General features: G+C 63.9%; 22 protein-coding genes. 14 read left to right on the top strand and 8 right to left on the bottom strand.

Features of this window, described 5'->3' with window-relative positions:
- The first annotated feature begins 25 nt into the window (after positions 1–25).
- The 3 genes from DRF71_RS22060 (at position 26) to DRF71_RS22070 (ending at position 3,167) form a co-directional block, all read left to right on the top strand.
- On the top strand, positions 26–1,297 hold the full coding sequence (locus tag DRF71_RS22060) for an extracellular solute-binding protein (RefSeq protein ID WP_112312655.1): 1,272 nt from the start codon (positions 26–28) through the stop codon (positions 1,295–1,297).
- A 107-nt stretch (positions 1,298–1,404) separates the two neighbouring features.
- Positions 1,405–2,280, top strand: a complete 876-nt coding sequence (locus DRF71_RS22065) for a carbohydrate ABC transporter permease (RefSeq protein ID WP_112312656.1) — start codon at positions 1,405–1,407, stop codon at positions 2,278–2,280.
- 80 nt (positions 2,281–2,360) lie between these two features.
- A complete protein-coding gene (locus DRF71_RS22070; RefSeq protein ID WP_112312657.1) occupies positions 2,361–3,167 on the top strand; it encodes a BtpA/SgcQ family protein in 807 nt (268 codons plus the stop codon).
- Positions 3,168–3,929: 762 nt separating this feature from the next.
- Here DRF71_RS22070 and DRF71_RS22080 read toward each other — a convergent pair.
- From DRF71_RS22080 to DRF71_RS22095, 4 genes are all read right to left on the bottom strand, one after another.
- Positions 3,930–4,136, bottom strand: coding sequence for a hypothetical protein (locus tag DRF71_RS22080; RefSeq protein WP_157971243.1), 207 nt, complete (start codon positions 4,134–4,136; stop codon positions 3,930–3,932).
- A 290-nt stretch (positions 4,137–4,426) separates the two neighbouring features.
- Positions 4,427–5,008 (bottom strand): hypothetical protein, encoded by a 582-nt coding sequence (locus tag DRF71_RS22085; protein ID WP_112312660.1) that lies wholly within the window; start codon positions 5,006–5,008, stop codon positions 4,427–4,429.
- A gap of 163 nt (positions 5,009–5,171) precedes the next feature.
- Positions 5,172–5,543, bottom strand: coding sequence for a hypothetical protein (locus tag DRF71_RS22090; protein ID WP_112312661.1), 372 nt, complete (start codon positions 5,541–5,543; stop codon positions 5,172–5,174).
- Between the two features lie 46 nt (positions 5,544–5,589).
- Positions 5,590–5,859, bottom strand: a complete 270-nt coding sequence (locus tag DRF71_RS22095) for a hypothetical protein (protein ID WP_112312662.1) — start codon at positions 5,857–5,859, stop codon at positions 5,590–5,592.
- A gap of 293 nt (positions 5,860–6,152) precedes the next feature.
- Between DRF71_RS22095 and DRF71_RS27695 the strand changes: the two genes are divergently transcribed.
- The 6 genes from DRF71_RS27695 (at position 6,153) to DRF71_RS22125 (ending at position 14,818) form a co-directional block, all read left to right on the top strand.
- Positions 6,153–6,623, top strand: coding sequence for a hypothetical protein (locus DRF71_RS27695; protein WP_157971244.1), 471 nt, complete (start codon positions 6,153–6,155; stop codon positions 6,621–6,623).
- A gap of 276 nt (positions 6,624–6,899) precedes the next feature.
- A complete protein-coding gene (locus tag DRF71_RS22105) occupies positions 6,900–11,264 on the top strand; it encodes an ATP-binding protein (RefSeq protein ID WP_157971245.1) in 4,365 nt (1,454 codons plus the stop codon).
- Between the two features lie 216 nt (positions 11,265–11,480).
- Complete coding sequence (locus DRF71_RS22110) at positions 11,481–11,852, top strand: hypothetical protein (protein ID WP_112312665.1); 372 nt, start codon at positions 11,481–11,483, stop codon at positions 11,850–11,852.
- A 23-nt stretch (positions 11,853–11,875) separates the two neighbouring features.
- Positions 11,876–12,256, top strand: coding sequence for a hypothetical protein (locus DRF71_RS22115; RefSeq protein WP_112312666.1), 381 nt, complete (start codon positions 11,876–11,878; stop codon positions 12,254–12,256).
- Between the two features lie 202 nt (positions 12,257–12,458).
- Complete coding sequence (locus DRF71_RS22120) at positions 12,459–12,875, top strand: hypothetical protein (protein ID WP_112312667.1); 417 nt, start codon at positions 12,459–12,461, stop codon at positions 12,873–12,875.
- A 173-nt stretch (positions 12,876–13,048) separates the two neighbouring features.
- Positions 13,049–14,818, top strand: coding sequence for a hypothetical protein (locus DRF71_RS22125; protein ID WP_112312668.1), 1,770 nt, complete (start codon positions 13,049–13,051; stop codon positions 14,816–14,818).
- A 22-nt stretch (positions 14,819–14,840) separates the two neighbouring features.
- On the opposite strand, the gene DRF71_RS22130 is transcribed toward DRF71_RS22125, so the two are convergent.
- The 4 genes from DRF71_RS22130 to DRF71_RS22145 all read right to left on the bottom strand — a co-directional run bounded on the left by DRF71_RS22130 (position 14,841) and on the right by DRF71_RS22145 (position 19,933).
- A complete protein-coding gene (locus tag DRF71_RS22130; protein WP_157971246.1) occupies positions 14,841–15,167 on the bottom strand; it encodes a hypothetical protein in 327 nt (108 codons plus the stop codon).
- A 668-nt stretch (positions 15,168–15,835) separates the two neighbouring features.
- Complete coding sequence (locus DRF71_RS22135) at positions 15,836–18,136, bottom strand: molybdopterin-dependent oxidoreductase (RefSeq protein WP_112312670.1); 2,301 nt, start codon at positions 18,134–18,136, stop codon at positions 15,836–15,838.
- Between the two features lie 51 nt (positions 18,137–18,187).
- Positions 18,188–19,078, bottom strand: a complete 891-nt coding sequence (locus DRF71_RS22140; RefSeq protein WP_112312762.1) for a PCC domain-containing protein — start codon at positions 19,076–19,078, stop codon at positions 18,188–18,190.
- Between the two features lie 54 nt (positions 19,079–19,132).
- Positions 19,133–19,933, bottom strand: a complete 801-nt coding sequence (locus DRF71_RS22145; RefSeq protein ID WP_112312671.1) for an IclR family transcriptional regulator — start codon at positions 19,931–19,933, stop codon at positions 19,133–19,135.
- 224 nt (positions 19,934–20,157) lie between these two features.
- On the opposite strand from DRF71_RS22145, the gene DRF71_RS22150 reads away from it, so the two are divergent.
- The 5 genes from DRF71_RS22150 (at position 20,158) to DRF71_RS22170 (ending at position 25,887) form a co-directional block, all read left to right on the top strand.
- Entirely contained in the window at positions 20,158–21,174 is a 1,017-nt protein-coding gene (locus DRF71_RS22150) for a TRAP transporter substrate-binding protein (protein WP_112312672.1), read from the top strand.
- A 115-nt stretch (positions 21,175–21,289) separates the two neighbouring features.
- Complete coding sequence (locus tag DRF71_RS22155) at positions 21,290–23,155, top strand: TRAP transporter large permease (RefSeq protein ID WP_112312673.1); 1,866 nt, start codon at positions 21,290–21,292, stop codon at positions 23,153–23,155.
- Positions 23,155–23,979, top strand: coding sequence for an SDR family NAD(P)-dependent oxidoreductase (locus DRF71_RS22160; protein ID WP_112312674.1), 825 nt, complete (start codon positions 23,155–23,157; stop codon positions 23,977–23,979). The genes DRF71_RS22155 and DRF71_RS22160 overlap by 1 nt, the downstream gene beginning before the upstream one ends.
- 67 nt (positions 23,980–24,046) lie before the next feature.
- Entirely contained in the window at positions 24,047–24,892 is an 846-nt protein-coding gene (locus DRF71_RS22165) for a transketolase (protein ID WP_112312675.1), read from the top strand.
- Positions 24,889–25,887, top strand: coding sequence for a transketolase family protein (locus DRF71_RS22170; RefSeq protein ID WP_112312676.1), 999 nt, complete (start codon positions 24,889–24,891; stop codon positions 25,885–25,887). Before DRF71_RS22165 ends, DRF71_RS22170 begins: the two co-directional genes overlap by 4 nt.
- The last annotated feature ends 40 nt before the right edge of the window (positions 25,888–25,927 follow it).

Here is a 25,927-nt window from a genome sequence, read left to right on the forward strand (position 1 = left end):
TAACCAAAAACAGAGAGGAAGACCCATGAAATCCAATGCTTTCCTTGTTGCCGGCAGCCTCGTTGCCGCGTTCTGGGCCAGCACCGCGCTGGCCGATGGGGTGACGCTTCGTGCCCTGATGGAAGACGTGCCGGAGACGAAAATCATCGAGGCACTGCTGCCCGAATTCGAGGCCGAGACCGGGATCAGGGTCGAATTCGAGAAGGTCGGCTATGGCGATATGCATGACAAGCTGGTGGCGCAGCTTGTCGGCGGCGAAAGCTATTACAACCTCCTCTCGGTCGATTTCCTCTGGGCGGGCGAGTTCCCGGCCGGCGGCTGGCTGGAAGATCTGACCCCCTATGCGGCAAAGACCGGCTTTGATATGGCGCCGGTGATCCCGGCCATGCTGGATCTCCTGGGCCGCACCGACGAGGCCATGCCGATCCTGCCGATGTACAACTATTCGATGGGGCTGATCTATCGCACGGATCTGCTGGAAAACGCCGATCTTGCCGCGAAATATCAGGCAGCAACCGGAAAGGCGCTCGCCGCGCCCGCAACGCTGGAAGACTATGTCGCCATCGCGAAATTTATGAAGGCCGAGGGCGGTGTGAACGGTGCGGCGATGCAGGGCCAGCGCGGCGATCCCAATTCGATGGAATTCTCGAACTACCTCTTCGCGGCAGGCGGCGACTATCTGGCCTCCGATGGTTCGGTGGTTTTGAATTCCGATCAGGGCAGGCAGGCGCTTGGCTTCTATACCGATATGATCGCGAACGCCGCCCAGACCGGCGCGCTTTCGGCCACCCTTGACGACACCATGCGTCTGATGTGCGCGGGCGAGAGCTTCTCGATGGTCACCTATTGGTGGATGCTGCCACAGATCGACAATGCAGAGACCTGCCCGAATGTGGCGGGCAAAGTGGCGATTTCGGTGATGCCGGGCGGCCATGGCGAAAGCGGCGGCTGGGGCTGGGGCATTCCGAAAAACATTCCCGATGACCAGAAAGAGGCCGCCTGGACCTTCATCTCCTGGGTGCAGTCGAAAGACATCTCGGTGAAACGTGCGCTTGAGGGCCATGCCCCGGTGCGCTCGGATGTGTTCGCGGACGCTTCGGTTCTCGCGAAATACCCGTTCTATGCCCAGGCGGGCGAGATCGTGGCGGCCGGCAAAAGCTTCCCCATCTTCACCTATACGCCGCAATACCAGGATGTGATCGGCACCCAGCTTTCGCTGGCCGCCAGCGGCGATGCCACGGTCGAGGCCGCGCTGGAGGCTTCGGCAAAAGGCCTTGAGGAACTGCTCGAAAAGTAACCTCTCTCCCTCTTCGCCTCCGGGCCAGTCCCGGCCCGGAGGCCCAGTCCAACCATCCCGGCCATGTGCTTACCCCGGCCATTTGTCTCCCCCGGAAGGAGCGCTCCATGAGCGTGATTGCAAGAAACAGGATCCGTGCCGGCTGGGGCTTTGCCGCTCCGGGCCTTGCCATGCTGGCGCTGGTGATGGGGATCCCGCTGTTCTACGCGCTGGCGATCTCGCTTTCGACGATGACGATGATCCGTCCCGAGCTGAACCTTGCGGGGCTGGCGAATTTCGCGAAGATCATGTCCGAGCCGCTGTTCTGGCATTCGCTCTTGCTGACGCTGCGCTATTCGGTGGCGGCGGTGATCGGCGAGTTCATCATCGGCCTCGGGATCGCGCTGATGCTGCGCCAGGTGATCGCGATGCGGGGGTTCTATTTCGCGGTCCTCACGCTGCCGATGGCGATGTCGCCGGTGGCGGTGGCGCTGATCTGGCGGATGCTCTTGCAGCCCAATCTCGGCATCATCAACCAGAGCCTTGCCGCAATGGGCCTGCCGATGGTCGACTGGCTGGGCGACAGTTCCATCGCGCTTTCCACGCTGATCTCGATCGACATCTGGCAGCAGACCTCTTTCGTCGTCTTGCTGCTGTCCGCCGGTCTCGCCTCTTTGCCGCGTGAGCCCTACGAGGCCGCCGAAGTCGACGGCGCCGGCCCCTTCGCGCAGTTCTGGTATATCACGCTGCCGCTTTTGCGCCCGGTCTCGGCCATTGCCATCGTGATCCAGCTGATCAACGAATTCCGCACCTATGACCTGATCTATGTGCTGACCAAGGGCGGCCCCGGCGTCTCGACCGAGCTTTTGTCCTTCTTTGCCTATAAGCGCGCCTTTCAGGGCCTTCAGATCAATGAGGGCAGCGCCGCCGCCTTCCTCCTGTTGCTGATCATCCTGGTGATCACCGTCTTCTTCTTCTGGCTGCTTGAGCGCCGGAAGGCCTGATCCCCTGATCCCCTTTCCTCACCCCTCTAACCCATTTCCGCCAGATCGCCGCTTGCGGCAGGCGGAGCAAGGAGACTGACATGACCAAATTCGCCGAGCTGTTCCCGGGGATCAAACCCGTGATTGCGATGGTTCACCTGAACCCGATGCCCGGCACGCCCCTTTACGATGCCGATGCCGGGATCGAAGGGATCTATCAGGGCGCTTTGAAGGATCTGGAGGCGCTTCAGGCCGCCGGGGTCGATGCGGTGATGTTCGGCAATGAAAACGACCGCCCCTATGAGCTGAAGGTCGATATCGCCACCACTTCGGCCATGGGTTTCGTCATCGGGCGCCTGCGCGGGAAGATCCAGAAACCCTTCGGCGTCAATGTGCTGTGGGATCCTGACAGCACCGTGTCCCTGGCGGCCGCGACCGGCGCCTCTTTCGTGCGCGAGATCTTCACCGGCACCTATGCCTCGGATATGGGGCCCTGGACGCCGAATGCGGGCCGCGCCATGCGTCGGGCGCGCCAGCTTGACCGCAAGGATCTTGTGATCCTGAACAATGTCTCCGCAGAATTCGCCGCCTCGCTCGACAGCCGCCCGCTGGCGGATCGCGCACGTTCGGCAGTCTTTTCCTCGATCCCCGATGCGGTGCTGGTCTCCGGCGCGATCACCGGAGAATCCGCAAAGATGATAGATCTCGAAGCGGTGAAAAAAGCACTGCCCGATACACCTGTTCTCGCCAATACCGGCGTGAAACATGCCACGGTCGGGGATGTGCTGAAGATCGCCGATGGCTGCGTCGTCGGATCCTCGCTCAAAGTCGACGGGCATACCTGGAATGCCGTCGATCCGCAACGCGCGCGGGACTTCATGGATATCGTGCGCAAGATGCGGGGCTGAGTCCCACGGAAATACCGGGGCCGCCCGTTGCGGCCCCGCTTTCTTTTCAGTCGCCCCCGGAACGACCGACCGGGGCCCTGCTGCGCGCCCCGGCAACAGGACCCGGCATCATCTCCCTCACCATCCCGAGGAAAGCCCGTTCCGCAAGCCTCAGCGAATTGCGCTTGCCAGCCATGATCCCGGTATCCCACACACCACATATTGTCCTTCAGACGACAATCCCCATCCACCATTCACGACAACCCGACGCGCGGGACCCTGGTTCTGAACAATGGACTCCGCATCGGCAAACTGGTCTGGAACCGGCTGCGTTGCATCAAAGACCCTGATCCGGCCGGCGGTGTCACGCCTGAACCTGGAGGGTGAATGGGCCACACTGGGCGCCCCGGAAAACTGCGCCTCGTGGATAAGAAGGCCAGAGAGGCTGCAAGGGAACGGCAGAGCCGGCTCTTCTGTGAACCTGCCGGGGAGACCGGCACCAACGTCCTGAATGACCGCCGGCGCTTCCGGCACCTCTTCGTCGGCCTGATCAGATGTGGCTGTCCCAATCATGGCAGCCTTGCCGCAAAGGGAGCGAAGAAGGCCTCCGCGAAACAGGGGGCCATTCAGAGATCTGCTTGCATCGCTGACGGAAAGTGACAGGACTGCCCGCCCTTGCAAGATCAGGGGCGACGCTCATTCATCCGGAGGGCGCCAATGACAAGCTGATACGATACGCCCATTCGGGAAAGACGTGCAGATCGCAGCGACCGGCAGCTTCTGTCAGACCATCAGGACGCGGTAGCGCGCCTGGCGAAAACCCTGATCTATGCGCTGCCGATCCGCCATGCGGCGATGCGGTCGGCCAGCAAGGCGGTGCTTTTGCCGGACGCGCGCCGCCCCGGCGGGGATGAGCTGGAACTGGCGGAACTGGTCGTGGTCGATCTCCACCCGAAGGCAGATCCGGGCCGCCAGCGACAGCCTGGACATGCGCTGCCCGAGCCTGATCGCTTCTGTCGGCATGGCGCGCCCGGCCCGATCTGGCGGCGCGCGGCGCGCATGGGCTGTCCGAACCCGGCTGCCGGGGAACCGCAATCCTGTTGGCACCGTAAGGGCTGCCGCCCGGCGGCCCTTACGGCTTCGCTTCCACCGTGGCGCCGGGTCTCTGGCGGCGCCTTTCATCGCCAAAGCCTTCAGCCGTCCTTGCGACAGTGCAAGGCCCGGTTCCATTCGGAAAACCGGGCCGGGAGCCGTCGCCTCAATTCCCTGCTCGGCAGGTGTCAGCCTTCGAATGCGGGATCCTCCGGCTCCTCCACGCTCTGCGGCAGGATATGGCCTTTGCTGCGCGGCTCGCGGATTGCGGCGACCAGGTCTTCATGCCCCGGGATGCGGGTGTTCAGCAACTCATGGATGGTGCCATCGGCATTGGCAGGCGGCAGGGCCAGCCGCATCAGCGGTCGCCCGTCCAGCGTCAGGTGCAGCACGAGCGAGGGCGCCGGCGTCGCACCGGCATCCCAGGTCAGAACAAGGTGGAAGACACCGGGATAGACCGCAGGTCTGAGCGACAGCGTGCCGCCCTCGAAATAGCGGATCACCGGGCCGGTGGTTTCTTCGGTATCGGCGGCGGCGGCAAGCATGGGGATCTCGGTCAGCGAGAGCCCGGCCGAGAGCCGCCCAACGGCGGCGCTGAGGCGTGGATCGTCGCGCAGCTGTGCCATCTGCCCGGGGCTGAGGCTGAAATCCGGATCGACCAGATAGCGCATCACCTCCATCAGGCCGATCTGCCCGGACGACGGGACAGGCATCGCCGCAACCGATGCGCCGGCATAGATCTCATCTGCCCGGTCGAAAATATCGTCCATCACGGATCTCCGGCATTGATGGTGGCCCGGCCCTGGCAGCGACCGGAAGGGAGAGCGGCAGAGCCGGGGCGGGGTCCGGCCTGCGCCGAGTATGTACTGCTCTGACGAGACCTGTCGAGCCACTGCATACCATGCTCATGCCCCCGTTTCGGAAGGGCCTGCATCATTTCTTCTCCGTGCAGAACAGATTGCCCGCGCTGTCCTCCAGTTCCACCGTGATCGCTATGCCGGCGCCGGTTTCTTCGGTGTTGACGCGGCTCTGGATCGACAGCAGCGTGACGGTCTCCCCGGCGCCGAGTGTAAACTGGCCCTGATTGATCACGGTCATCGACCCTTCGCCGTCAAGCGTATAGCGGTAGGAATAGCGGCCGGTGAAACCGGCATCGGGCGCGGCGGTCACCGAGAAGCGAAGCGACTCGGTGCCGCCCCTTGTGTCGATCTCATGTTTGCATTGCACCGCTCCGGCGGCGAGAGCGCCATGGCCCAAAAGCGGTGTGATCAGGGCAAAAAGCGCGGCGGCGATACGAAGGGTCATCTGGGTTTCCTTTCGGTGAAGGGGGACAGGCAGGGAGGGGCCGCGCTCAGCGGATGATGATGCGCAGCGACTGGTCGGAAGAATTCGGGAAGCCCGGAACATCCTCGTCAGGCCAGGGCGTGAGGGGCCGGTTTTCGGGCGCGCCATACGGCGGATGGGCATTGGGATTGGGGATCACAGCTTTGCCCTCACATCCGGGCGGGACGAATTTCGTCTCGATGGAGTCGCGGGTGGTGGCGGAGGCGGCATGGATGCCGGGAGCGGCAAAAACCCCGGTGAGTATGGCGGCCGCAAAGATCATGCGTTTCAGGGTCATATGTGTTCAGTCCTTTTATCGGCACGGGCGATTCCGTGCGGCTGAAACTGCACAAAGGGGGGAAGCGCGGGTTTTTCCCCGCGCGGCGGTTCTGTGCGGGATTTTCGTCGCAGCCAGTGCGGTATCCCGCCGCACAGCGCGCGCTTTGTGATGCGGGCCGCTTCGGGGCGCCCGGAAGGTTTTTTCATTTTCCGGAACGGCGCGGCGGGAAAATTCCGCAGACCCCTCTTCTGGGCAATCGGGAGAGAAACCCCCGGCAGCATCAGGAGCCGGGCCATCCAGGAGAAACAGAAATGCAGACCTTCCGCTTCGCCACCGTCACCCGCCGCGTCTTCCTCGCTTTCGGGCTGGCGCTTCTTCCGATCACCTCGCTCGCTTCGGCAGAGGTGACCGGCTTCAGGCCCGAAGTGGTCGTCGCGAATGCCACCGATGGCGTGATCTACATCGTCAAGGTGTCGCCTTCGGAGAGCAGCGTCTGGGGGGAAAACCTGATCGAGTTCGACGAGCTCAGCCCGGGCGATGTGCGGCGGCTGATGATTGAGGACCATGAGATCAGCCCGAGCGGCAAGTATGACATCGCCATCCTTCTTGAAGACAGCGCCGGAGAGATCGTGGTGCATGAGGATTCCGGGATCGAGCTGGGCGATATCACCGGCCTGTTGATCGACTATGACGGAATGAGCTTCCTGAACCGCGTGGCGGATGAGGATGAGCCGGGTCAGCTGCTGCCCAGCGCGTATCGTGGCAAGGGCCCGCTGATCTGATCGGCCCGATCCACCGGTCCCGACAGGGGGACATGGGATGCGATCCGTCGGGCGGGCTGGTGGGCGGGCGGGCGGGCGCGGAAGCAGGAGATCCCGCCAGCGCCAGGAGGCAACCCGGAACCGGGCTGCCTCCTCGCCGCTTACGCAGGTCGCCCGTCTTTTCTGTCCCTCTGTCGCGCCCGACCCTCCCGCTGGACTACGGGCGGAGGCCGGTGTTTCATTGCGGCAGACGACAGCCGGATTTTCGATGGATTCCCTTTTCTCACGAGCCAGTTCATGTCCCGGATGCTGACCCAGCTGATGATCCCGACCTCAAGCGACCACGCCATTGTGCTTGGTCTCGACGAGGACCCCCATGCCCCCGAAGCCTGTGTGATGGGCGAAGGGTTCGAGCGGATGCCGATCTCGACCACCTACAACAATTTCGTGCGCCGCCCCGCCGGGGTGATCGAGCGCGATTTCGGGGGGCGCTTTTATATCCTGCGCGTTTCCGGCCGGATCGACGACGGGCCGAGCTGGCAGCTGGGGGTCTATCTCGCCCATGCGCATCTTGCGCAAAGCAGCCTCTGGACGCAAAAACCGCCGGGTCCGGGCGACGGCGAAGATGTGGCCCCCGGGCGGCTGGCGGTGGTGACGGGCGCGATCCATCCGATCGGGATGGTTGTCGGCAAGGTCGGCCATGTCGCGGCGAAAATCGCCCATGCGCTGCCCGGCCTGCGCGCGGCGCGCGCGGCGGGCCAGGACGCATTCGTCATCGTGCCGCAGGCCAATCTGGTGGATATTCCTGCGGAAAGCGCCGCCGAACTTGCGGAACTGGGCGTGGCGCTGCACGGGGTTGCAACGGTCAGCGAGGCGGTGTCGATCCTTGGAATGTCCGCCCTCGCAGCGCCTGGCGCGACGGCGGACAAGTCCGCGGGAATATCCGGGGGGCCATCCGCTGGCTGGCAGGGCAGCCCCTGGCCCGGGCTGAGCGCCTATCAGCCCGGCCAGCGCACGATCTTTTTCGGGCGCGAGCGCGACCGGGCCGCGATCCTCGAACGGCTCGCCCGGCTGGAGGCGCGCAGCATCGGCGGGCGGCGGCGTGGGTTTCTGGTGGTGCATGGCCGCTCGGGGGTGGGGAAATCCTCGCTGGTGCTGGCCGGTGTCGCGGGCGACATCATCCGGCCCGGGATGGAGGGGGCCGCGCCCTGGGTTTTGCTGGCCGAAAGCTTTGATGGCAGACAGGGCGAAGACCTGGTGCCGGATCTGTGCCGGATGATCACGGCGGCGCTGACTGCGGATGGCGCAGAGGATCTGGCCGATGCAACTGCGCTGGCGCGCGATCCGGCCCGGATCGCCGGGATGCTGGACAAGGCGGGCAAGGGCAATCTCCTGCTGGTGCTCGACCAGCTTGAACAGGCGCTTTCCGGTCTGTCGCACAAGGCGGCCACGGATTTTGCGACCCTCCTTGACGGGATGGGCGCCACGGGGCGGCTCCGGGTGCTGGCGACATTGCGCTCGAACCAGATCGAATTGCTGGGCATGGTGCCGGAACTGGCGGATCTCTTCCCCGATGAGCGGCTCTACCGGCTGGGTCCGCCCGATCTGAGCGATCTGACCCGGATGATCGCCGCCCCGGCGGCGCTGGCCGGGCTGCGTTTCGTGACGCCTCCGGGCGAGGCGGCGCTGCCCGAACGCCTGGCCGCCGAGGCGCTGGATTCCCCCGACAGCCTGCCGCTTTTGCAGCTGACGCTGACCCGGCTTTATGGCTATGCCCGCAACGGCGAGATCCACGCGGCGGAATATGACCTCATGGGGGGGCTTGCCGGGGCAGCGGCCTCCTGGGCGGATGAGGCGACGGGCTATCTGGAAAGCGCCGGGGTGGAGCCGCAGGCCATCGACCGGCTCTTGTCCGAGCTGGTGCGGATCGACCCTGAAAACGGCCAGACCCTTGCACGCAGCCCCCGCCTGCCTGCGCTGCGCGACGACAGTTCCGCAGCGGAGCAGCTTCGCCATCGCATCGCCCGCCATCTCATTGAAATGCGCCTGCTGGCGGATTCCGAGGGCGGAAGCGACGGCGAGGGGCGGCTGCGGCTGGCACATGAGGCGCTGATCCGCACCTGGCCCCGGCTGGAGGGGATCGTGTCGCGGCTGCGCGCCGAGTTGCAGCTGCGCGACGAGATCGAGGCCGAGGCCGAAGCCTGGCAGCGCAAGGGGCGCAGCCGTGACCTGCTGCGCCGTGGCCGGCTGCAGATCACGGCTGCGCAGCAACTGGCGCAATCGGGGCTGATACCGCTCTCGGACGGCGCCGGAGCCTATATCCATGCCGCCCGCCAGCTGCGCCGCAGAAACGGGGTTCTGAAATGGACGGCGGCGGCGGCGGTGATGCTGGCCGTGATCGGGGCCTTGTCGCTCGATCTGTTGCGGCGGGCGCAGATCGCGCGCAGTGAGGTCCATCTGGCCGAGACGCGCGAGGCTTCGGCGCGCGACCTGGCGCGCAGCCTTGCCGTCTCGCAGGCGGTCACCCTCAGCGATGCGGGGCGCCCGGATGAGGCGCTTGTCCTGCTGCTGGATGCGGCCGGCGGGCCCGATGCCGCGCGCGCGGCACCGCAGCTCAGGGCCTCCTTCGAGCGTGTCCTGCAACGCGCGCGCACCGAGACCCGCTTTGAGATGCCCGAAAATGTGCGCGCGTTGCTGCTCGACCAGGAGATGTGGCTGCATGATCCGGAGTCGGGGCAGCTCTGGCGTGTTGCCGATGCGCAGGGCCCTGTCCCGGTCGCGCGGCTGCCCGGTCGCGCCCAGGCCATAGGGCGGATCGACGGGTTTGCCGGTGTGGTCCTGACCCTGCTGACAGACAGCGAGATCACCTTTGAAGGCGTGGCTGACGACGGCACGATGCGGACTCTGGCGCGGGTGCAGCTTGCCGAAATCTACGGATCGCAGGGCAGCCGCGGGCAAAGCGATATCCCGGACGGAACCGGACGGGAGCTGTGGGTCCAGATGCTCCGGGACGGAACCGCTGTCGTGCGCACAACGCAGCTCTCCCAACTGGGGGATTTCGGCTTCCTGCTTGTCAATCTTGTAACCGGGGAACAGGTCATTTCCCGGATGAGCGGCTCGGTCGAGCTGCATGTCGATGCGCAGATGAAGCCCTATCTCAGCATCCGCCGATATGACGACGATCCCGGCCTGGCCCTCACCTCATGGCTGGAGGTGAGGGAATTCGACGAGAACACGGAATTCAACGCCTATCTGGAAGGCAGGCTGCGCGGCTGTTTCCGGGATTTTCTTGATGATGAGGATCTTCTTCAGATCATCGGGAAATTTGTGAATGACGATGAAAGCAGCTGGCCCGGCGACGTCCCCCAATATGACAGCTGCGCGATTTATGCCAGCAATGTGGTGATCAGTGGTGTCCATTCGACCTCGGCCGGGCCTCAAAGAAATTCCATAATTTTCAACCCAACAGATTACATGAGCGAGGAGCCGATTTCCGACCCATATCATGTAAGTGCTTTCTTCGGCCTGCAATCGCCTGTCGTTGTCTGGTGGATTAATCTTTTCAATGAAAAGGACGAAATATTCGACGCCGATCTGCGCAGCATCCGCCACATCGCCATCGACAGCGCGACGGGTCAGGAGCGATTGATGACCGAGCGGGTCATGAGCGGCGAGATCCTGTCTATGGCCGCGATCGACTATTCGAACCTCGCGGTGCTGGTGTCATCGCCCCATGGCGGCGCGGGCGGCGACAATGCCCATCTTGTGATGATCAGTGCGCCGCTTGATCAAGGCAATCACTTCGTCGATTCCGATGCCGAGCCAGCGCAATTCGCCGATGATCCCTACGAAATGAAATGGGAGGACTATCCACAGCTCTGGCCCAGAGTCCGTCTGATCGAGATCGGTGACCGTGAAACGGTCAGGGCGGCAAACGAGGTGACCGTCACGGTTTCAGCGATGAGCGAAACCCGCACCGAGCTTACTCTGGACGGTGGCATATATGCGCAGCCTCTGGTTCTCTCACTGCCGCTCAATGCGGTCGATGCGGAAATTGTCGTGGATACAGCCACCGGACGGGTCCTGTGGTCCAGAGACAGGGAAATCATCCTGACCGCGCCGGACGGATCGACCCTGCCCCCAATTCTGCTTTCCAGCCGCGCGACCAGCGTTTCCTTTGCCAGTGGCGGATCGGGCTTGCTGGTCACCGATGTCAGCCCGACAATCTGGCAATGGGATTTTATCGACGGCGAATGGCGCCGGAGCGCCAGGGCAGCCATGAACGGCTCGGTCGTTTTTGCCGAGGATGATGGTCGCGGAGAGCTTGCGATTGTCTGGCTTCTGATCGGTTCTGGCGACAAGGAAGTCTGGCTTGTCGATCTGGCGAATGGCATTCCGATCCGGAAGCTTGGCCAGAACGAGATGAAATCCGAGGGATGGCCCAGCTCCGATATCAAGGCGTGGTTCAGCGCCCCGGACCGGGTGGATATCGCGTTCGGCATCAGGATCATCATGCGCTACCCGATCCCGGTCTTCGGGGATTATCCCGATATGGCACAAAAGGCGCTGCGGCCTGAATGCCGGGTGGCGGACGGGAACTGGAAAGGCTCCCCCTGCTGGCCCTATCCGACTGGTGAAAGGGTGAAGGAAACCGGGGGCTGATGCCCCGCCTGAGCTGGCGTTACCGCTGATATTTTGCTGGGCATCCGCGTTTTCCGGATGCCCATATTTTTTCTTAATTATCTGTATTTAAAAGTATATTTATGGACAGGGATTTTTTCTGAATTTTTCCCGCCCTGCCACGGGGAATTTTCCCCCGACCCCTCCGCTGAACATGAGTGTCGGAAGGCATGAAGCCTCCCAAACGCGGAGAAAACCATGAAACGCCTTTATGAACTTACGGCCCCGGTGCTGCTTATGACCGCTCTCTTCGGCGGTGCGGCCAGCGCGGGGAACTCGGTGCGGCTCGACCGCCAGGGCAATGGCGGCGACGTCACGGTCTGGCAGGAAAACGGTGGCGACACCACCATTGGCAGCTATGGCGACGATCAATGGCTTGATGTCGATCTGGTCGGAACCGGCGACTTCGGAGTGCTCGCGCTTGGTGACGGGGTCACCGGCAAGGTGATCGGTCGCGGCAGCGACGGTGCGCTCATCGTGATGGGCATGTGCCCCGAAGGAATGCGCAACGAAACGGTCCTGGCGGGGCCGCGCAGCTCCGGGCTGAGGATCCCGCGCTGCGTCTGGTAAGAGGAATGAAAGGAGCTAAACCAATGTCTGCCACCACGATTATCGCCGTGATCAGCTGCCTCCTGACCGGTTGCGCCGAGAGCAAAGCACCCACCCCGCCGAGCGAGGCCGCCGAGGCCCGGATCAGCCCCATCAGCTGCGCGCTTGAACTGCGCCCGGCTGGCGGCTCCCAGGCTTTCGTGGCCCGGGTCAGCAGCAATGGCCCCGAAGGGCTGGTGGGCAAGGCCAGCCTGACCGTTCGCAGCCCCGGGATCGAGGTTGACGACCGCCGCCGGATCTCGGTCACGGCGCATGGCGAAGAAGAAGTGCAGTTCTCGCCGCTGCCGCTGACGAATGCCAGGCTGCAAGCCAGCCTGACCATCGAAGGCAGCAATGGCGAGATCCGCTGCGAAACCGGCCTCTGATTTCAGGCCTCCTGCCTATGGCCGTCATGCCTGGACCCGGACAGAGGGGCCCGCAATCCCCAGACTGACTGATCCGGGCCGGACATCTGCAAGCCGGAACCGGCCCGGCCCACCACCACACCTTTTCTGAAACCAGCTCTGCCCCCTGAAACACTTCCTGCACGAGGCGAGAGGCCCGGCAGGCAACCAAAGGACCTGACCCATGAAACCCTTCAAAACCCTTGCTGTCGTCACCGGCTTTGTCCTGGCTGCTGGTCAGGCCTCCGCCTGCACCGTCTATGTCGGCAAAGTGCTCGGCAATGGCAACTTCGTCGATGTGGATGTGAGCGGCTGCTCGCAGACCAGCAACTTCCTGGCCGGCGAACGGACCTTCGGTGAGATCATCAACCGTGCCGGCCGTCTGGTGAACTACTTCCGCAGCAATGACGGCGTCTACAAGATTAACAATGACGGCGACAATCAGGCCTCCATCGTGGTCCATGGCCGCCGCCAGACCACGCTTGTCAGCACGGTGGGTGATTACAACGATACCATCATCAACCAGGGCGGGCGCGGTGGCTCGACGGCCGATATCCGGACCGAGGGCACCGGGAACAGGACCAGCGTAACCATCCGCTGACCGCCGGAACGGCCTTCATCATCTGAACGGGAGTTCATCACAAAACACATCGGCAAACCGTCCCTTCGGGGGCGGTTTTGTCATTTCCGCAACAAGGGGATGGGGTGCATGGAAGGCCTTCCCACAGGGGGTGCGATATCGCTAGGCTGCACAGGCAGCAGCAGGAGTGCAGAATGGCTGGCATGCCGGATATGTCGCAAGAGGCGCAGATCGCAATCGGGCTGACCGCCGAGCGGATCATCGACGGTCAGGGCCAGGCCTGGTTTCCCTATCGCCATCCGAAGGACAGCCGGATCAGCCTGCGGGCGGTGCTATCGGCGCTGTTCCTGGGGCGCAATCGCAAGCTGCATGGGGTGATCGCGCAGAGCGTGCGGCTGGCCGCGCTGATGGACCGGGCCGATGCCAGAGGCTATGTCGGATTCCTCTATTCCCGGCTGCGGGATCTGCGCGGGGCCGCGTTCCGCCGGGCGCTGCATGAGCCGCTGATGCGCGGGCGGCTGGCGGATCTCGTGACGGCGGATGCCGATGCCATCCACTTCACCGACGGCCGGATGAATGCGGGTGAGCGGTCTTTCGGCCTCGGCTATGGCCAGATGCCGATGGCGGCGGCAGTGCTCGATGTGATCCATAATATGCTCGGCTATGTCGAGGTGGCCGAGCTGCTTGCGCCGGTGCTGCGTGGCGGCACCGGGACGGCCGATGCGGTTGCGGCGGCGCTGTCGGCTGCGACCAATGCCTGGCTTGAACCCCGGCTGGAGCGCGATCACCTGATGCGCAAGGCGCGCGTGCTGCGCTCCTATCTGAAATGGGCGGAATGCGGCGGCAGCACCGGGATCGACAGCGACAGGGTGCTCGCCTTCTGGCTCGATCTCGGCTCGCGTATCGGCGGGGCGGCCGGGGAAAACGGCGGGCCAGTGCCCGATCTCGCGCAGAAATGGCGCGGGGTGGAGGGGTTCCGGCGCTTTGGCAATTCCGCCGGCGAGGTGCTGCGCTACAAAGCGGCGCTGGCCGCTGCCGAGGCCGAGATGGAGATGTCCCGCGCTGCCTCGCTGGTCACAAGCCAGGAGGGCGAAAGCCCGACCCCCGGCGAGGTGAGCATCGAAATGCTGGATCCCGAAGAGGCGGGGCTCTTTGCGACGGATGGTGCGGGGGTGCTTGAGACTTTGGCCAGCCCACCCGCCAATCGTCTGAAATGGCTGGGGAAAGAGCAGTTTGGCTTTCTGAACCACGGTTTCGGCAAAGCGGGCGGTGATGAGGACGGGCCTGAGGAAGAGGTCCAGGCCGCAACCCGTCAGGCCCGCCAGGCTCCGGCGCTGTTCACCGGCGGCGTGCCGCGCAGTGATTTTGCGCGCACCGTCTTTCAGGTGGGCTGCTTCCACCCGCTACAGGCCATTGCCGCCGGTCGCGGCGGCGGCGATCTGAGCGGGCGCGAGGTGGATTATCCCCAGCAGCTCCAGGAATATGAGAAGATCCTGAGCCAGCTGCGCCGGACGATGGCGGCGGCGGCCTGGATGCTTTTGCGCCATGGCGAAATATCGGGTTTCTCGCTTGCGGTGGCGCTGGATCCGTCGCTGCTGGACGAGGCGTCGGTCCATCCCGACAGCTACCGCGCGATGGACCCTCTGGCAGAGTTCGAGGCGGGAAAGGGGCCCGATGCCCTGCTGACATGGGCCCGGGACGCGCTGGATCGCCCGCGCAGCAAGCTTGGCCTGCTGCTTTACACCAATGGGTTCAGCAAGGTCGACCGCGAGGGGTTCAGCGCCGTCGATCCGCAAGACAGCTCCCAGGGCGATGCCCTGCGCGCTGCGGCGGCGGTTCTGCTGCGGCTCCATGACGGGCTTGTCGCCCTTGTTGGACGTTTCCGGCCAGAGGATCTGCAGGCGATGTTCGAGGCGGATCTGGAGCCGGTGAGGCGGCGGCTGGCTGAGATGTACCCGTCCTGACCGCCGCCTTTGGCAGAAGATCTTACACGGTATATCCGTGGAAGCGCCACCATTGCCCGCCCCACTGCATATCGGCATAGCAGGGCGTATAGGCTGCCGGCCGGTAGTAATAGGAGAAGGTCACGAAATCCACCGGGGCGCCAGGCAGGTAGCAGCCGACCAATTGCAGGATACCACCCGGCATGACCGGGGCCTGACCGTAGCCGGCATTCTCGTTGATGGTCACCTCCACGGTGACATTGTTGCCGTCGCCATTCACGTCGACATCGACCGCGACTTGCGCATGGGTGGCGGCGGTGCTGGCCAGCATGACAGCGGTGGCAACCATGGAAAGGAACTTCGCTTTCATTTGTTTCTCCGGTTCTGGTTTGGTCGCCGCTATCGGCACCCTTCCCAGACACCCAGAGGGGGGATCTGCGGAAAATTCCCCGGGTGTGGCGAATATTTCCGACTGCCGGAAACGGCGGCCAGGGGAACCGCCCTATGCCCTTGGTGACCGGATGATGAGCCGGGGCATCGGGATCACGCGCAATCACCCCGGCATCGGCGCCACTCACTCCAGCGCGATCCGGCTCGATAAGGCCGTTGAGCTGTTGCGCCCAGACGCGCCTGCCCATCGGCCATGTTGCCTGTGCCGCAGGCTGTTCCAGCCAGTCGAATTTTGCCCGCGCCTTTCAGCGCCGCTTTGACGTCAACCCGAGCGCGAGGCGGAATGTGGACATTGTAGCCAGGTAACGGTGACAGGCCTACGAAAGGGAACCGGAACAAGTGCTGCGGCACAGAAGCAACGAGCCGCCCCTCGGGGCGGACCTGACTGTAATCTTGCGGCGGTTCGCCCAAGCGGCCGCTCGCACGACGCTGCGGCTGCAAGGCGCACCGCCTTCAGGCCACTTTTCGTACATCGTAAAGCTCGAATGCTGATGCGGCCCGGGGCGCTGCCGGTCGCCTGTCAGGCTATGCAAGCTATTCGACAGCAGGTTGCTTTTGATGCATGGCTGGTGCCGGAGTATTGGTGCCTCATGCATTCTCAGCCAGAATGAGCGGAGGTATAAATGCAGTTACGGGTGGATAGTTTAAGACTGGCCCGGAAATCTCGACCAGGCAGGTCTGTGCGGCGCAGCCCTGCGAGAGGGGGGATGCCGCGATGTCGAGCGTGAGGACATTCGGATTGCCATGCTTTTCCAGCCCGTCCTCGGCCTGCCCGTCATACCAGGCGCCCGTAGAAAGCCGCGCGACTCCCGGCAGAAGGTCATCGGTTGGAACGGCCGCGGCAAGGCAACGGCCGCGCGCATTGAAGACCTCGACAATATCACCGGCAGAGATACCCCGCGCTCTGGCATCGGCGGGGTTCATATAGACCGGCTCGCGGCCGTTGATTTTGCCGCGCGCCGAATGCACGCTCGGGTCAAGCTGGCTGTGCAGCTTGCGCGCGGGCTGATCCGACAGCAAATGCAGCGGATAGCGCTGCGCCTTTGGCGATCCAAGCCACTCCACCGGCTCGCGCCAGACCGGATATGGGGTGAAGCCGGGCAGCGCGTAACCCTCGATCCGGTCACTGCTGATCTCGAACCTGCCGGTCGGCGTGGTCAGGGGATGCGCCCCGGGATCCTCGCGGAACCGCGAGAACATGGTCTGGCTCCGGGCGACGAATTCCAGATCGACCAGGCCTTCCTCCCAGAAGCTGTCGAAATCCGGCAAAGGCACATCGCGGGTGGCCCATTTTTCGCGGCAATCTTCCCACATATGGCGCAGCCATTGCATCTCGTCCCGCCCCTCGGTGAAGCGCTCGCCCAGCGAGAGCCGCTCGGCCAGACCGGAAAAGATGTCATAATCGTCCCGCGCGCCCTCGAACCGTTCCGTCACCTTGCGCATGGCGACGAAATAGCCCTCCTGCGTGGCATAGCCGATATCGTTGCGCTCCATCGCGGTGGTGACGGGCAGGACCACATCGGCGAAACGGGCGGTCGCGGTCCAGTAGGGTTCATGCACCACGATGCTGGCCGGTTTCTGCCAGGCGCGGATCAGGCGGTTCAGATCCTGATGGTGGTGGAAGGGATTGCCGCCCGCCCAATAGATCATGTGGATATCGGGATAGGTCAGATGCCGCCCGGAATGCGTGAACGGCGCGCCTGGGTTCAGCAGCATATCCGCGATGCGGGCGCAGGGGATATAGGCCTCGACCGGATTGCGGAACTGATCGAGCGAAGGCCCCGAGAGCCTGCGGTGACGCGACCCCATCGTGTTTGCAGGTCCATAGCCCACACCAAAGCCGCCGCCTGGCAAGCCGATCTGGCCCAGCATCGCCGCCAGCGTCACCAGCATCCAGAACGGCTGCTCGCCGTGATGGGCGCGTTGCAGGGACCATTGGATATTGAGCATGGTGCGGGTGCCGGCCATCTCGCGCGCCAAAGCCGTGATGCGCTCCGCCGGGACACCGCAGATTGCGGCGGCCCAGTCCGGCGTCTTGGCCACCCCGTCGCTTTCGCCGGTCAGATAGGCCGCGAAACGATCATATCCCACGGTGTAGCGGTCAAGGAAGGCGCGGTTATGCAGCCCGTCGGCCTGAAGCTGCCAGGCCAGCCCCAGCATCAGCGCGGTGTCGGTATGGGGCGGGATCGCCAGCCATTCGACCTCGGTCCCGGTATCGAGATTGTCGCGGCAGGGGCCGACATTGACAAAGCGCGTGCCGGCGCGGCCCATTTCCTGCAGTCCGACATGCACGCGGTGCTTGCCCGCCAGCCCCGGCGAGGATTGTGAATTCTTGCGCGGCACACCGCCGAAGGTGACGAAAAGCCGGGTCTCTTCGGCCATCACATCCCAGGAGGTGTGATCGGCCATCAGATCCGCCATCGTCCCTGCGATCAGCGGCATGATCACATGCGCCGCGCCCAGCGAGTAGCTTTCAGTATGGCGCACATAACCGCCCGCCGCGTTCAGAAAGCGGTGGATCTGACTTTGCGCATGGTTGAACCGCCCCGCCGAGGCCCAGCCGTAAGAGCCGCCGAAAATCGCCTCATTGCCATGGGTCTTGCGCACCCGGTCCACCTCGGCGGCGACCAGATCCAGCGCCCGCTCCCAGCTGACCTCGACAAAGGGTTCGCGCCCGCGCAGATGCGGCGCGGCGCCCGGCCCGTGCTCCAGCCAGCTTTTGCGCACCGAGGGCTGACGCACCCGGCATTTCAGCAACCCGGGGTCCAGCTGGTGCAACCCGATTTCCGACGGATCGGGATCGCCCTTCAGCGGGTGGATCGTGGGGTTCCCTGCGCTGTCCGGGCTGATTTCATAGATGCCCCAATGCGATGCGGTGTAACGTGCCATGCGTGCCTCGGTGCCGGTCAGGCGATGTTGGTGTGACGACAGGCCCGGGGATCAGTGATCCGTCAGGTCTTCGATGAAAAGCTCCGCGCAGATCAGCACGGGGTTTAGGTTGCGCGCCGGGCGACCACTCAGCAAGCGCCCCTGTGCGTCGATCAGGATCATGGTCACATCGGCGCGTGGGGTGCCATCGGCGGTCGTGATCTGACCTTCGGTGATCAGAAGTTCTGTGGGGATTTCCTCGACCACCGTGCCATCCTCGAAGACAACCCCCACCGTGCTGCCGATACCGCTGAGGATGCGGCCTTGCCGGATGCCATGGCGCAGGGCGATCCGTTCAATCGCGGTGATGAAATCCTCATTCGGGCGGATATGCGCGGTGATGAAACGGCCCTGCGCCTGGGAGGTGGCGAAGGGACGAAACAGCGTGAACCGGGTCTCCGGGTCAAATTCGGCCCGCATTACCGCCGCGCCGGTGCCGGTCAGTTCGGCCTCCAGCGGTTCGGCCAGGGTCGTGTCGAGCGGCAGGATATGGCCGCCGCACAACACCCCCGCCGCATCCCGCCACAGCGCATGGCAATGCAGGAACGGCCCATTATCGCGGAAGCCAAAGGTCGCAGTGGCGAATTCCAGCGTGAAGCCTTCGGCGGGCGCATAGGTGTCGCTGTAATAGGCGACATGCTCGGGCGTGCGGGCATAGGTCGGCATCACATAGCGCACCGGATCCAGCCGCGCGCCGGTCAGGGTGATTGCCCCCGCCGTGATGTCCAGTTCTGCCGCCGCCGTCCCGACCGCCGCCGCCAGGCTCTGACCCGGCACCAGACGGACTTTGGCCCGGATCAGCGGCCCGGCAAAACTTTCGATCCGCTCACCGCCAGACGGCCCCGCATGGGTCAGCCGCCGCGCCAGCGCCTCGGGCAAGAGCCCCTCATCGCTCAGTTGCATCCTCATCCTCCCCCCTGGCCAGTCCCCCTCCTCCGGGCGAATGGCCGTTCCCGCTCAGCCCCGCAGTGCAGAGGCCCCCATCGTGGCAAAGGCCGCTTCAAGCTTCCGCGCCTCGGCCTGTAAAAGTTTGACAATCTGCGGCTGGCGCGCCTCACCCAGCCGGTTTTCCATCGCCCCGATCGACAAAGCGCCCAGCACCTCGCCCTGCATCCCGCGCACCGCCACGCTGATCGCCCAGGCGGCGGAATGGAAAATCCCGCGATTGATCGCCCAGCCCCGGCGGCGCGTCTCGGCGATCAGCTCTCGCAGCAGGGGTTCCGTCAGCATCGGATAATGGTCGCGGTAAAGCTCAAGATTGCCGGCGATGATCGCATCTGTCTCGGCTGGCGGCAGGGCGGCCAGAATGGCGATGCCATGCGCGGCCACCCCCAGCGGATGCTGCTGACCCACGTTCAGCACATGCGAGCGGAAGGGATGCACCCCCTCGACACGCCGCAGGCAGATCGAATTCATCCCCTGGCGCAGCGAGAAGAAGGCGGTATCCTCGCTGCCCTCGGCCAGGCGGCGCACCGCTGCATCGGCCATCGGATAGCGCCCGAACCGCTCCGCCGCGATCACCCCGAAGACATAGGCCGAAACTCCCAGGAAGTAGCGCCGCGAGCTTTCCTCCTGCTCGACCAGCCCCGCACGGATCAGGGCGACCAGCAGCCTGCGGGTCGTCGCCTGGTTGAGGCCGCTTTGCGCGACGATCTGCGCCAGACTGGCGCCCGCGCCCTGCGCTTCGGCCACAAGGCCCAGCACTTTTGTGGCGCGATCAATCGCCTGACTTCCGGTGGATTCGGCAGGATTCTTCATATCTTCCCCGAGGGATACAAACTATATACTCCACATTATGAAGTATAATAAAATATAACATCATGTTTTTCAATATTTATTTTTATAACTGTATCGTTGATGGAATCCATTACTCCATGTTATGAATTTATACCGTCCATCGCCAGCCAGGTGCGGAGGGGCACCTGGCACGCAGCAAAAACGGACGGACCGCGACATCTCGCATTTTCCGCTGGGAGGAAACCATGCCTAAATCTAGCCGTCGCCAGTTTCTGGCGACCACCGGCGGCGTCATGCTTGCCGCTCCGTTCATCATGTCGGGCCGCGCCAATGCGGCGGAGTTCAACTATAAATTCGCCCATAACTTCCCGCTGGGCCACCCGCTTGCCAATCGGGTCCAGGAAGGCTGCGACCGCATCGCCGAACAATCCGACGGCCGCGTTCAGATCGCCGTTTTCCCCAGCAACCAGCTTGGATCGGACACCGATACGCTGAACCAGCTGCGTTCGGGCGCGGTCGAGTTCTTTACCCTCTCGGGCATCATCCTGTCGGCCCTTGTGCCGGTCGCGGCGATCAACGGTGTCGGCTTTGCCTTCGCCGATCACGACAAGGTCTGGGAGGCGATGGATGGCGAGGTTGGCGCCGCAGTCCGCAAGGCGATTGCGGATGCCCGCCTCTATGCGCTGCCGCGCATGTTCGACAATGGCTTCCGTCAGATCACCACCTCGACCAAAGCGATCGAGACGCCGGATGATCTGAAGGGCCTGAAAATCCGCGTGCCGGTCAGCCCGCTCTGGACTTCGATGTTCCAGGCGCTTGGCACCGCACCCGCGAGCATCAACTGGAACGAGACCTATACCGCATTGCAGACCGGCGTGGTCGATGCCCAGGAAAACCCGCTTTCGACCATTGATGTCGGCAAGCTTTATGAAGTGCAGAGCCATTGCTCGCTGACCAACCATATGTGGGACGGCTTCTGGCTCCTGTCGAATGCGCGGTCCTGGGGCGCGCTGCCCGAGGATCTGCAACAGATCATCGAGACCAATTTCAGCCAGTCCGCCATGGATGAGCGCGCCGACCTTTCCGTGCTGAACGCCAATCTGCGCACCAGCCTTGAAGAATATGGCCTTGCCTTCAACCAGCCCGACCCGGCGCCGATCCGCGAGGTTCTGCGCAATGCCGGCTTCTACAACGAATGGCATGGCAAATTCGGCGATGAAGCCTGGGGCGCACTGGAAAATGTCGTCGGCCAGCTGACCTGATCAGCCGCCGGATATCACAGGCCTGATGCCGGCCCAAGGGCTGGATGAGACCGGGCCGGGGCATGGCGCCCCGGGCCCACCTGTCCCCTTTTGACCGGGACACGGGGAGGAAAGAATGACTGCAACAGATCAGAATACCGCCGAAGTGATCGCCAGCATGAGCGAGGACATCCGGGGCGGATCACCGCTGATGCGACCCATCGAGATCGTCGCATCGCTGCTGCTTGTTACCGTTGTCGGGCTTTTGTTCGGCGGCGTGGTCTCGCGCTATGTCTTTGCCTATCCGGTGATCTGGATCGAAGAGGCGGCCTCGATCAGTTTTCTGTGGCTGGCGATGCTGGGATCGGCCATCGCGCTTGACCGCAATGAACATCTGCGCCTGACCATCATGCTGAAAAAGCTGACGCCCTTATGGCGTGACCGGCTTGAGGCGACATCGCTGGTCGCGGTGGCCGCCTTCCTGATCGCCCTGCTGCCCTCGGCCATCGAATACGCGATGGAGGAATGGTATATCACCTCGGCCGCGCTGCATATTCCGAACACCTGGCGCGTTTCGGCGATCCCCTTCGGTTTTCTGCTGATGACGCTGCTGGTGCTGCAATATCTGCTGCGCAATCACCGGCTGGCCGATATCGGCTTTGGCATCGCCATTGTGGGCGGCATCGGGGCCGCGATGTGGCTGGCAAGCCCGCTCCTGATCTCGATGGGCGCGGGATCCTTGCTGATCTTCCTCTTGCTGCTGGTGCCGGCCTGCCTGCTCGGCGGGGTTCCGATTGCCTTTTGCTTCGGCCTTGGCACGCTGACCTATCTGCTCTTTGGCAGCCATGTGCCGGTCTATGTGATGATGGGCCGCATGGATGAGGGCATGTCCTCGATCATCCTCCTGTCGGTGCCGATCTTCGTGCTGCTCGGCTGTGTGCTGGATGCGACCGGCATGGGCAAGGCCATTGTCGATTTCCTCGGCTCGCTGATCGGCCATGTGAAGGCAGGCATGTCCTATGTGCTGCTGGGATCGCTGTTCATCGTTTCGGGGATTTCCGGCTCAAAGGTCTCGGATATGGCGACCGTCGCCCCGGCGCTGTTCCCCGAGATGAAACGGCGCGGCAACAAGCCGCCCGAGATGATCGCTCTGCTGGCCACCGGGGCCGCGATGGCCGATACCGTGCCGCCCTCGATCGTGCTGATCGTGCTGGGCTCGGTCGCGGGTGTTTCCATCGCGGGGCTCTTCACCAGCGGTATCGTGGTCGCGGCCGTGCTGCTGGCCGTGCTGATTGGCCTCGCGCGCTGGAAGGCCCGCAACGAGGTGGCCGGCAGTTTCCGCCGCGCGCCTTTTGCGATGATGATGAAGCTTCTGGTGATCGCCGCTCCGGCGCTGGTGCTCCCGTTCCTGATCCGCTCATCCGTGGCCAGTGGCATCGCCACCGCGACCGAGGTTTCGACCATCGCCGTCCTCTATGCCATGGCCATCGGTATGGTGCTTTACGGCGGCATCAGCTGGAAGAAGTTCTGCGACATGCTACTGGAAACGGCGGCGCTGACCGGGGCGATCCTGATGATCCTCGGCACCGCGCTGGCGATGGCCTGGGTGATTACGCAAGCCGGTGTCGCGCAGTCGCTGGCGCAGATGATGCAGTCGCTGCCCGGTGGCTGGATCGGCTTCATGCTGGTCACCATCGTGATCTTCCTGATCCTCGGCTGTGTGCTTGAAGGTCTGCCCGCCATCGTGCTGATGGCCCCGCTGATGTTCCCCATCGCCCGTTCCCTGGGCATCCATGAAATCCATTATGCGATGGTGGTCGTGGTCGCGATGAATATCGGCCTGATGGCCCCCCCTATCGGGGTCGGCTTCTACCTCGCCTGCAAGATCGGTGACGTGCCGCCGGATGAGGCCTTCCGCGCGATCTGGCCCTATATCTTCGCGCTGATCGGTGGGCTTCTGGTGATCGCGGCGGTTCCGGCCATCTCCATCGGGTTCCTGTGATGAGCACGGGTTTCCCCCAGGCAGGCGCACGCTTTACCGGTAAACACGTCCTCGTCTTCGGGGCCGGTGCCTCGGGCGAGGGCTGGAGCAACGGCAAGGCCGCCGCCTTCGCCTATGGCCGCGAAGGCGCGCGGGTCGTCTGCATCGACCTGTCGCCCGAGGCTGCCGGGACCACAGCCGAAGCCATCCGCGAGGCCGGAGGCGAGGCGCTGGCCCTGACCGCCGATGTGACCGACAGCGCCTCGGTCAAAGCTGCGGTGGAACAGGCAGTGGCGGCTTACGGCCCGCCTGCAGTCTTGCACAATAATGTCGGCGTCACCCATATGGGTGGCCCGGTCGAGCTGAGCGAAAAGGATTTCGAGGCTTCGGTCGCGCTGAACCTTGGCTCGGTCTATCGCACCTGTAAAGCGGTGATCCCGCATTTCGTGACCGCAGGGCGCGGGGTCATCATCAACATCTCGTCGCTGGCCGCGATCCGGTGGTCGGGCTACCCCTATTTCGCCTATTACGCCACCAAAGCGGCGGTCAATCAGGCCACCGTGGCGCTGGCGATGCAATATGCGCGCCAGGGCATCCGCGCCAATTGCGTGCTGCCCGGTGCCATCGACACACCGCTGATCTACCGCCAGATCGCCGGGCAATATGCCTCGGTCGAAGAGATGCAGGCCGCCCGCGCCCGCATGGTGCCGCTTGGCCGCATGGGCACCGCCTGGGACATTGCCGAGGCGGCGCTCTTCCTGGCTTCGGATCAGGCGCAATTCATCACCGGGGTCTCTCTGCCCGTCGATGGCGGCCAGAGCTGCGCCATGCAGCCCCTGCCCTGACCGCAGCCCCCCCTTTCCATTCCGCCCCTCACCGTATGACGGGCACAGACGATCTGAAGAGGAACCGATGTCACAGACCAACAGACTGCATAATTCCGATCTGGCCGAGCGCGCCTACCGCGTGCGCCGCAATGCGCTGATCATGGCCGAGGTGCAGGGCCAGGGCTATATCGCACAGGCGCTTGGCGTCTCGGATGTGCTGGCCGTCACCTATCTGCACGCCATGACCCACCGCCCCGAACAGCCCGAATGGGAAGATCGCGACCGCTTTCTCCTGTCGGTCGGCCATTATGGCATCGCCCATTACGCCATCCTGACCGAAGCAGGCTACCTGCCCGAAGAAGAGCTGGTGACTTACGGCATGGATGACAGCCGTCTGCCGATGTCGGGCATGTATCACTACACCCCCGGCGCAGAAATGTCGGGCGGATCGATCGGGCTTGGTCTGCCGATGGCCGTCGGCATGGGTCTGGGCCTCAAGCGCAAAGAAAACCCGGCTTTCGTCTATGCCTTCATGGGGGATGGCGAGCTGGCCGAGGGCCCGACCTGGGAGGCGGCGATTTCCGCCGCGCATTACAAGCTCGACAACATCATCGCGATTGTCGATTTCAACCGCATCCAGGCCGATGGCCCCTCGATGTCGGTGATGTCCACCGAGCCGCTGATCGAGAAATTCCAGGCCTTCGGCTTCCATGTCCAGCGGGTGAACGGCAATGACCTGCCCGCGCTGGTCGAGGCGTTCGATACCGCGCGCAACCATACCGGCGCGCAGCCGCGCATCATCATCTGCGACACCAAACTGGGCAGCGGGGTCGATTTCCTCGAGAACCGCGAGAAAAGCCACTTCGTCCGGATGGATGGCGATGACTGGAAACGTGCCCATGCGGCGCTGGATGCCTGGAGGGCAGCATGAACGTCCCGACCAACAAAGCCCCGGTTGCCGCCGCAACCATCATGTCCTCTTCGGTGGATGAGGGCTATCCGACCCGCATGGCCCCCTTCGGTCACAAGCTGGTCGAACTGGCCCGCCACCGCCCCGAAATTCTGGGCATGAGCGCGGATCTGGCGAAATATACCGATATCCATATCTTCGCCCAGGCCTATCCTGACCGCTTCTACCAGATGGGCATGTCGGAACAGCTGATGGCGACCGCAGCGGGCGGGCTGGCGAAAGAAGGCTTCATCCCCTTCGCCACCACCTATGCGACATTCGCCGCCCGTCGCTGCTATGACTTCATCAGCCAGGGCGTGGCCGAACAGGATGCCAACGTCAAATTCATCGGTGGCCTGCCGGGTCTGACAACGGGCTATGGCCCCAGCCACCAGGCGACCGATGACCTCGCGATCTTCCGCGCCATGCCGAACCTCACGGTAATCGACCCCTGCGACGCGGTGGATGTGGAACAGATGACCGAGGCCGTCGCCGATCACAAAGGCCCGGTCTATATGCGGATCCTGCGCGGCGCAGTGCCGGTGGTGCTGGACGAATACAATTACCGTTTCCAGATCGGCAAAGCGGCGCTGTTGCGCGGCGGGCGCGATGTGCTGGTGATCTCGACCGGGTTTATGACGATGCGGGCGCTGGATGCGGCAAAGGATCTGCAAAAGGACAGCGTGGATGTGGCGGTGCTGCATGTGCCGACGCTGAAACCGCTGGACGAGGTGGCGATCATCCGCGAGGCGCAGCGCCCGGGCCGTCTGGTCGTGGTGGCCGAAAACCATTCCGAGATCGGTGGTTTGGGCGAGGCCGTCGCAGGCAGCCTGATGCGCGCGGGTGTGCATCCCGCAGGCTTCCGCCAGATCGCGCTGCCCGATGCCTTCCTTGACGCGGGCAGCCTGCCGGTCCTGCAGGACCGCTACGGCATCTCGCGCCGCGTGATGGGTGACAGCATCCGGCGCTGGCTCTGATGCGGATCCGCTTTCCCGCTTGCCTTGCGCGGCCCCCGGC

Source organism: Pseudogemmobacter bohemicus, assembly GCF_003290025.1.
Lineage (GTDB): Bacteria > Pseudomonadota > Alphaproteobacteria > Rhodobacterales > Rhodobacteraceae > Pseudogemmobacter > Pseudogemmobacter bohemicus.

Excerpts from the sequence above, each read along its gene's own strand:
- DRF71_RS22065 (WP_112312656.1), top strand. The coding sequence starts at position 1,405 with ATGAGCGTGATTGCAAGAAACAGGATCCGTGCCGGCTGGGGCTTTGCC.
- DRF71_RS22095 (WP_112312662.1), bottom strand. The coding sequence starts at position 5,859 with ATGACCCTGAAACGCATGATCTTTGCGGCCGCCATACTCACCGGGGTT.
- DRF71_RS22125 (WP_112312668.1), top strand. The coding sequence starts at position 13,049 with ATGGCTGGCATGCCGGATATGTCGCAAGAGGCGCAGATCGCAATCGGG.
- DRF71_RS22160 (WP_112312674.1), top strand. The coding sequence starts at position 23,155 with ATGAGCACGGGTTTCCCCCAGGCAGGCGCACGCTTTACCGGTAAACAC.
- DRF71_RS22070 (WP_112312657.1), top strand. The coding sequence starts at position 2,361 with ATGACCAAATTCGCCGAGCTGTTCCCGGGGATCAAACCCGTGATTGCG.
- DRF71_RS22115 (WP_112312666.1), top strand. The coding sequence starts at position 11,876 with ATGTCTGCCACCACGATTATCGCCGTGATCAGCTGCCTCCTGACCGGT.
- DRF71_RS22150 (WP_112312672.1), top strand. The coding sequence starts at position 20,158 with ATGCCTAAATCTAGCCGTCGCCAGTTTCTGGCGACCACCGGCGGCGTC.
- DRF71_RS22080 (WP_157971243.1), bottom strand. The coding sequence starts at position 4,136 with ATGTCCAGGCTGTCGCTGGCGGCCCGGATCTGCCTTCGGGTGGAGATC.
- DRF71_RS22105 (WP_157971245.1), top strand. The coding sequence starts at position 6,900 with ATGTCCCGGATGCTGACCCAGCTGATGATCCCGACCTCAAGCGACCAC.
- DRF71_RS22120 (WP_112312667.1), top strand. The coding sequence starts at position 12,459 with ATGAAACCCTTCAAAACCCTTGCTGTCGTCACCGGCTTTGTCCTGGCT.
- DRF71_RS27695 (WP_157971244.1), top strand. The coding sequence starts at position 6,153 with ATGCAGACCTTCCGCTTCGCCACCGTCACCCGCCGCGTCTTCCTCGCT.
- DRF71_RS22085 (WP_112312660.1), bottom strand. The coding sequence starts at position 5,008 with ATGGACGATATTTTCGACCGGGCAGATGAGATCTATGCCGGCGCATCG.
- DRF71_RS22170 (WP_112312676.1), top strand. The coding sequence starts at position 24,889 with ATGAACGTCCCGACCAACAAAGCCCCGGTTGCCGCCGCAACCATCATG.
- DRF71_RS22060 (WP_112312655.1), top strand. The coding sequence starts at position 26 with ATGAAATCCAATGCTTTCCTTGTTGCCGGCAGCCTCGTTGCCGCGTTC.
- DRF71_RS22090 (WP_112312661.1), bottom strand. The coding sequence starts at position 5,543 with ATGACCCTTCGTATCGCCGCCGCGCTTTTTGCCCTGATCACACCGCTT.
- DRF71_RS22110 (WP_112312665.1), top strand. The coding sequence starts at position 11,481 with ATGAAACGCCTTTATGAACTTACGGCCCCGGTGCTGCTTATGACCGCT.
- DRF71_RS22135 (WP_112312670.1), bottom strand. The coding sequence starts at position 18,136 with ATGGCACGTTACACCGCATCGCATTGGGGCATCTATGAAATCAGCCCG.
- DRF71_RS22140 (WP_112312762.1), bottom strand. The coding sequence starts at position 19,078 with ATGCAACTGAGCGATGAGGGGCTCTTGCCCGAGGCGCTGGCGCGGCGG.
- DRF71_RS22155 (WP_112312673.1), top strand. The coding sequence starts at position 21,290 with ATGACTGCAACAGATCAGAATACCGCCGAAGTGATCGCCAGCATGAGC.
- DRF71_RS22165 (WP_112312675.1), top strand. The coding sequence starts at position 24,047 with ATGTCACAGACCAACAGACTGCATAATTCCGATCTGGCCGAGCGCGCC.
- DRF71_RS22145 (WP_112312671.1), bottom strand. The coding sequence starts at position 19,933 with ATGAAGAATCCTGCCGAATCCACCGGAAGTCAGGCGATTGATCGCGCC.
- DRF71_RS22130 (WP_157971246.1), bottom strand. The coding sequence starts at position 15,167 with ATGAAAGCGAAGTTCCTTTCCATGGTTGCCACCGCTGTCATGCTGGCC.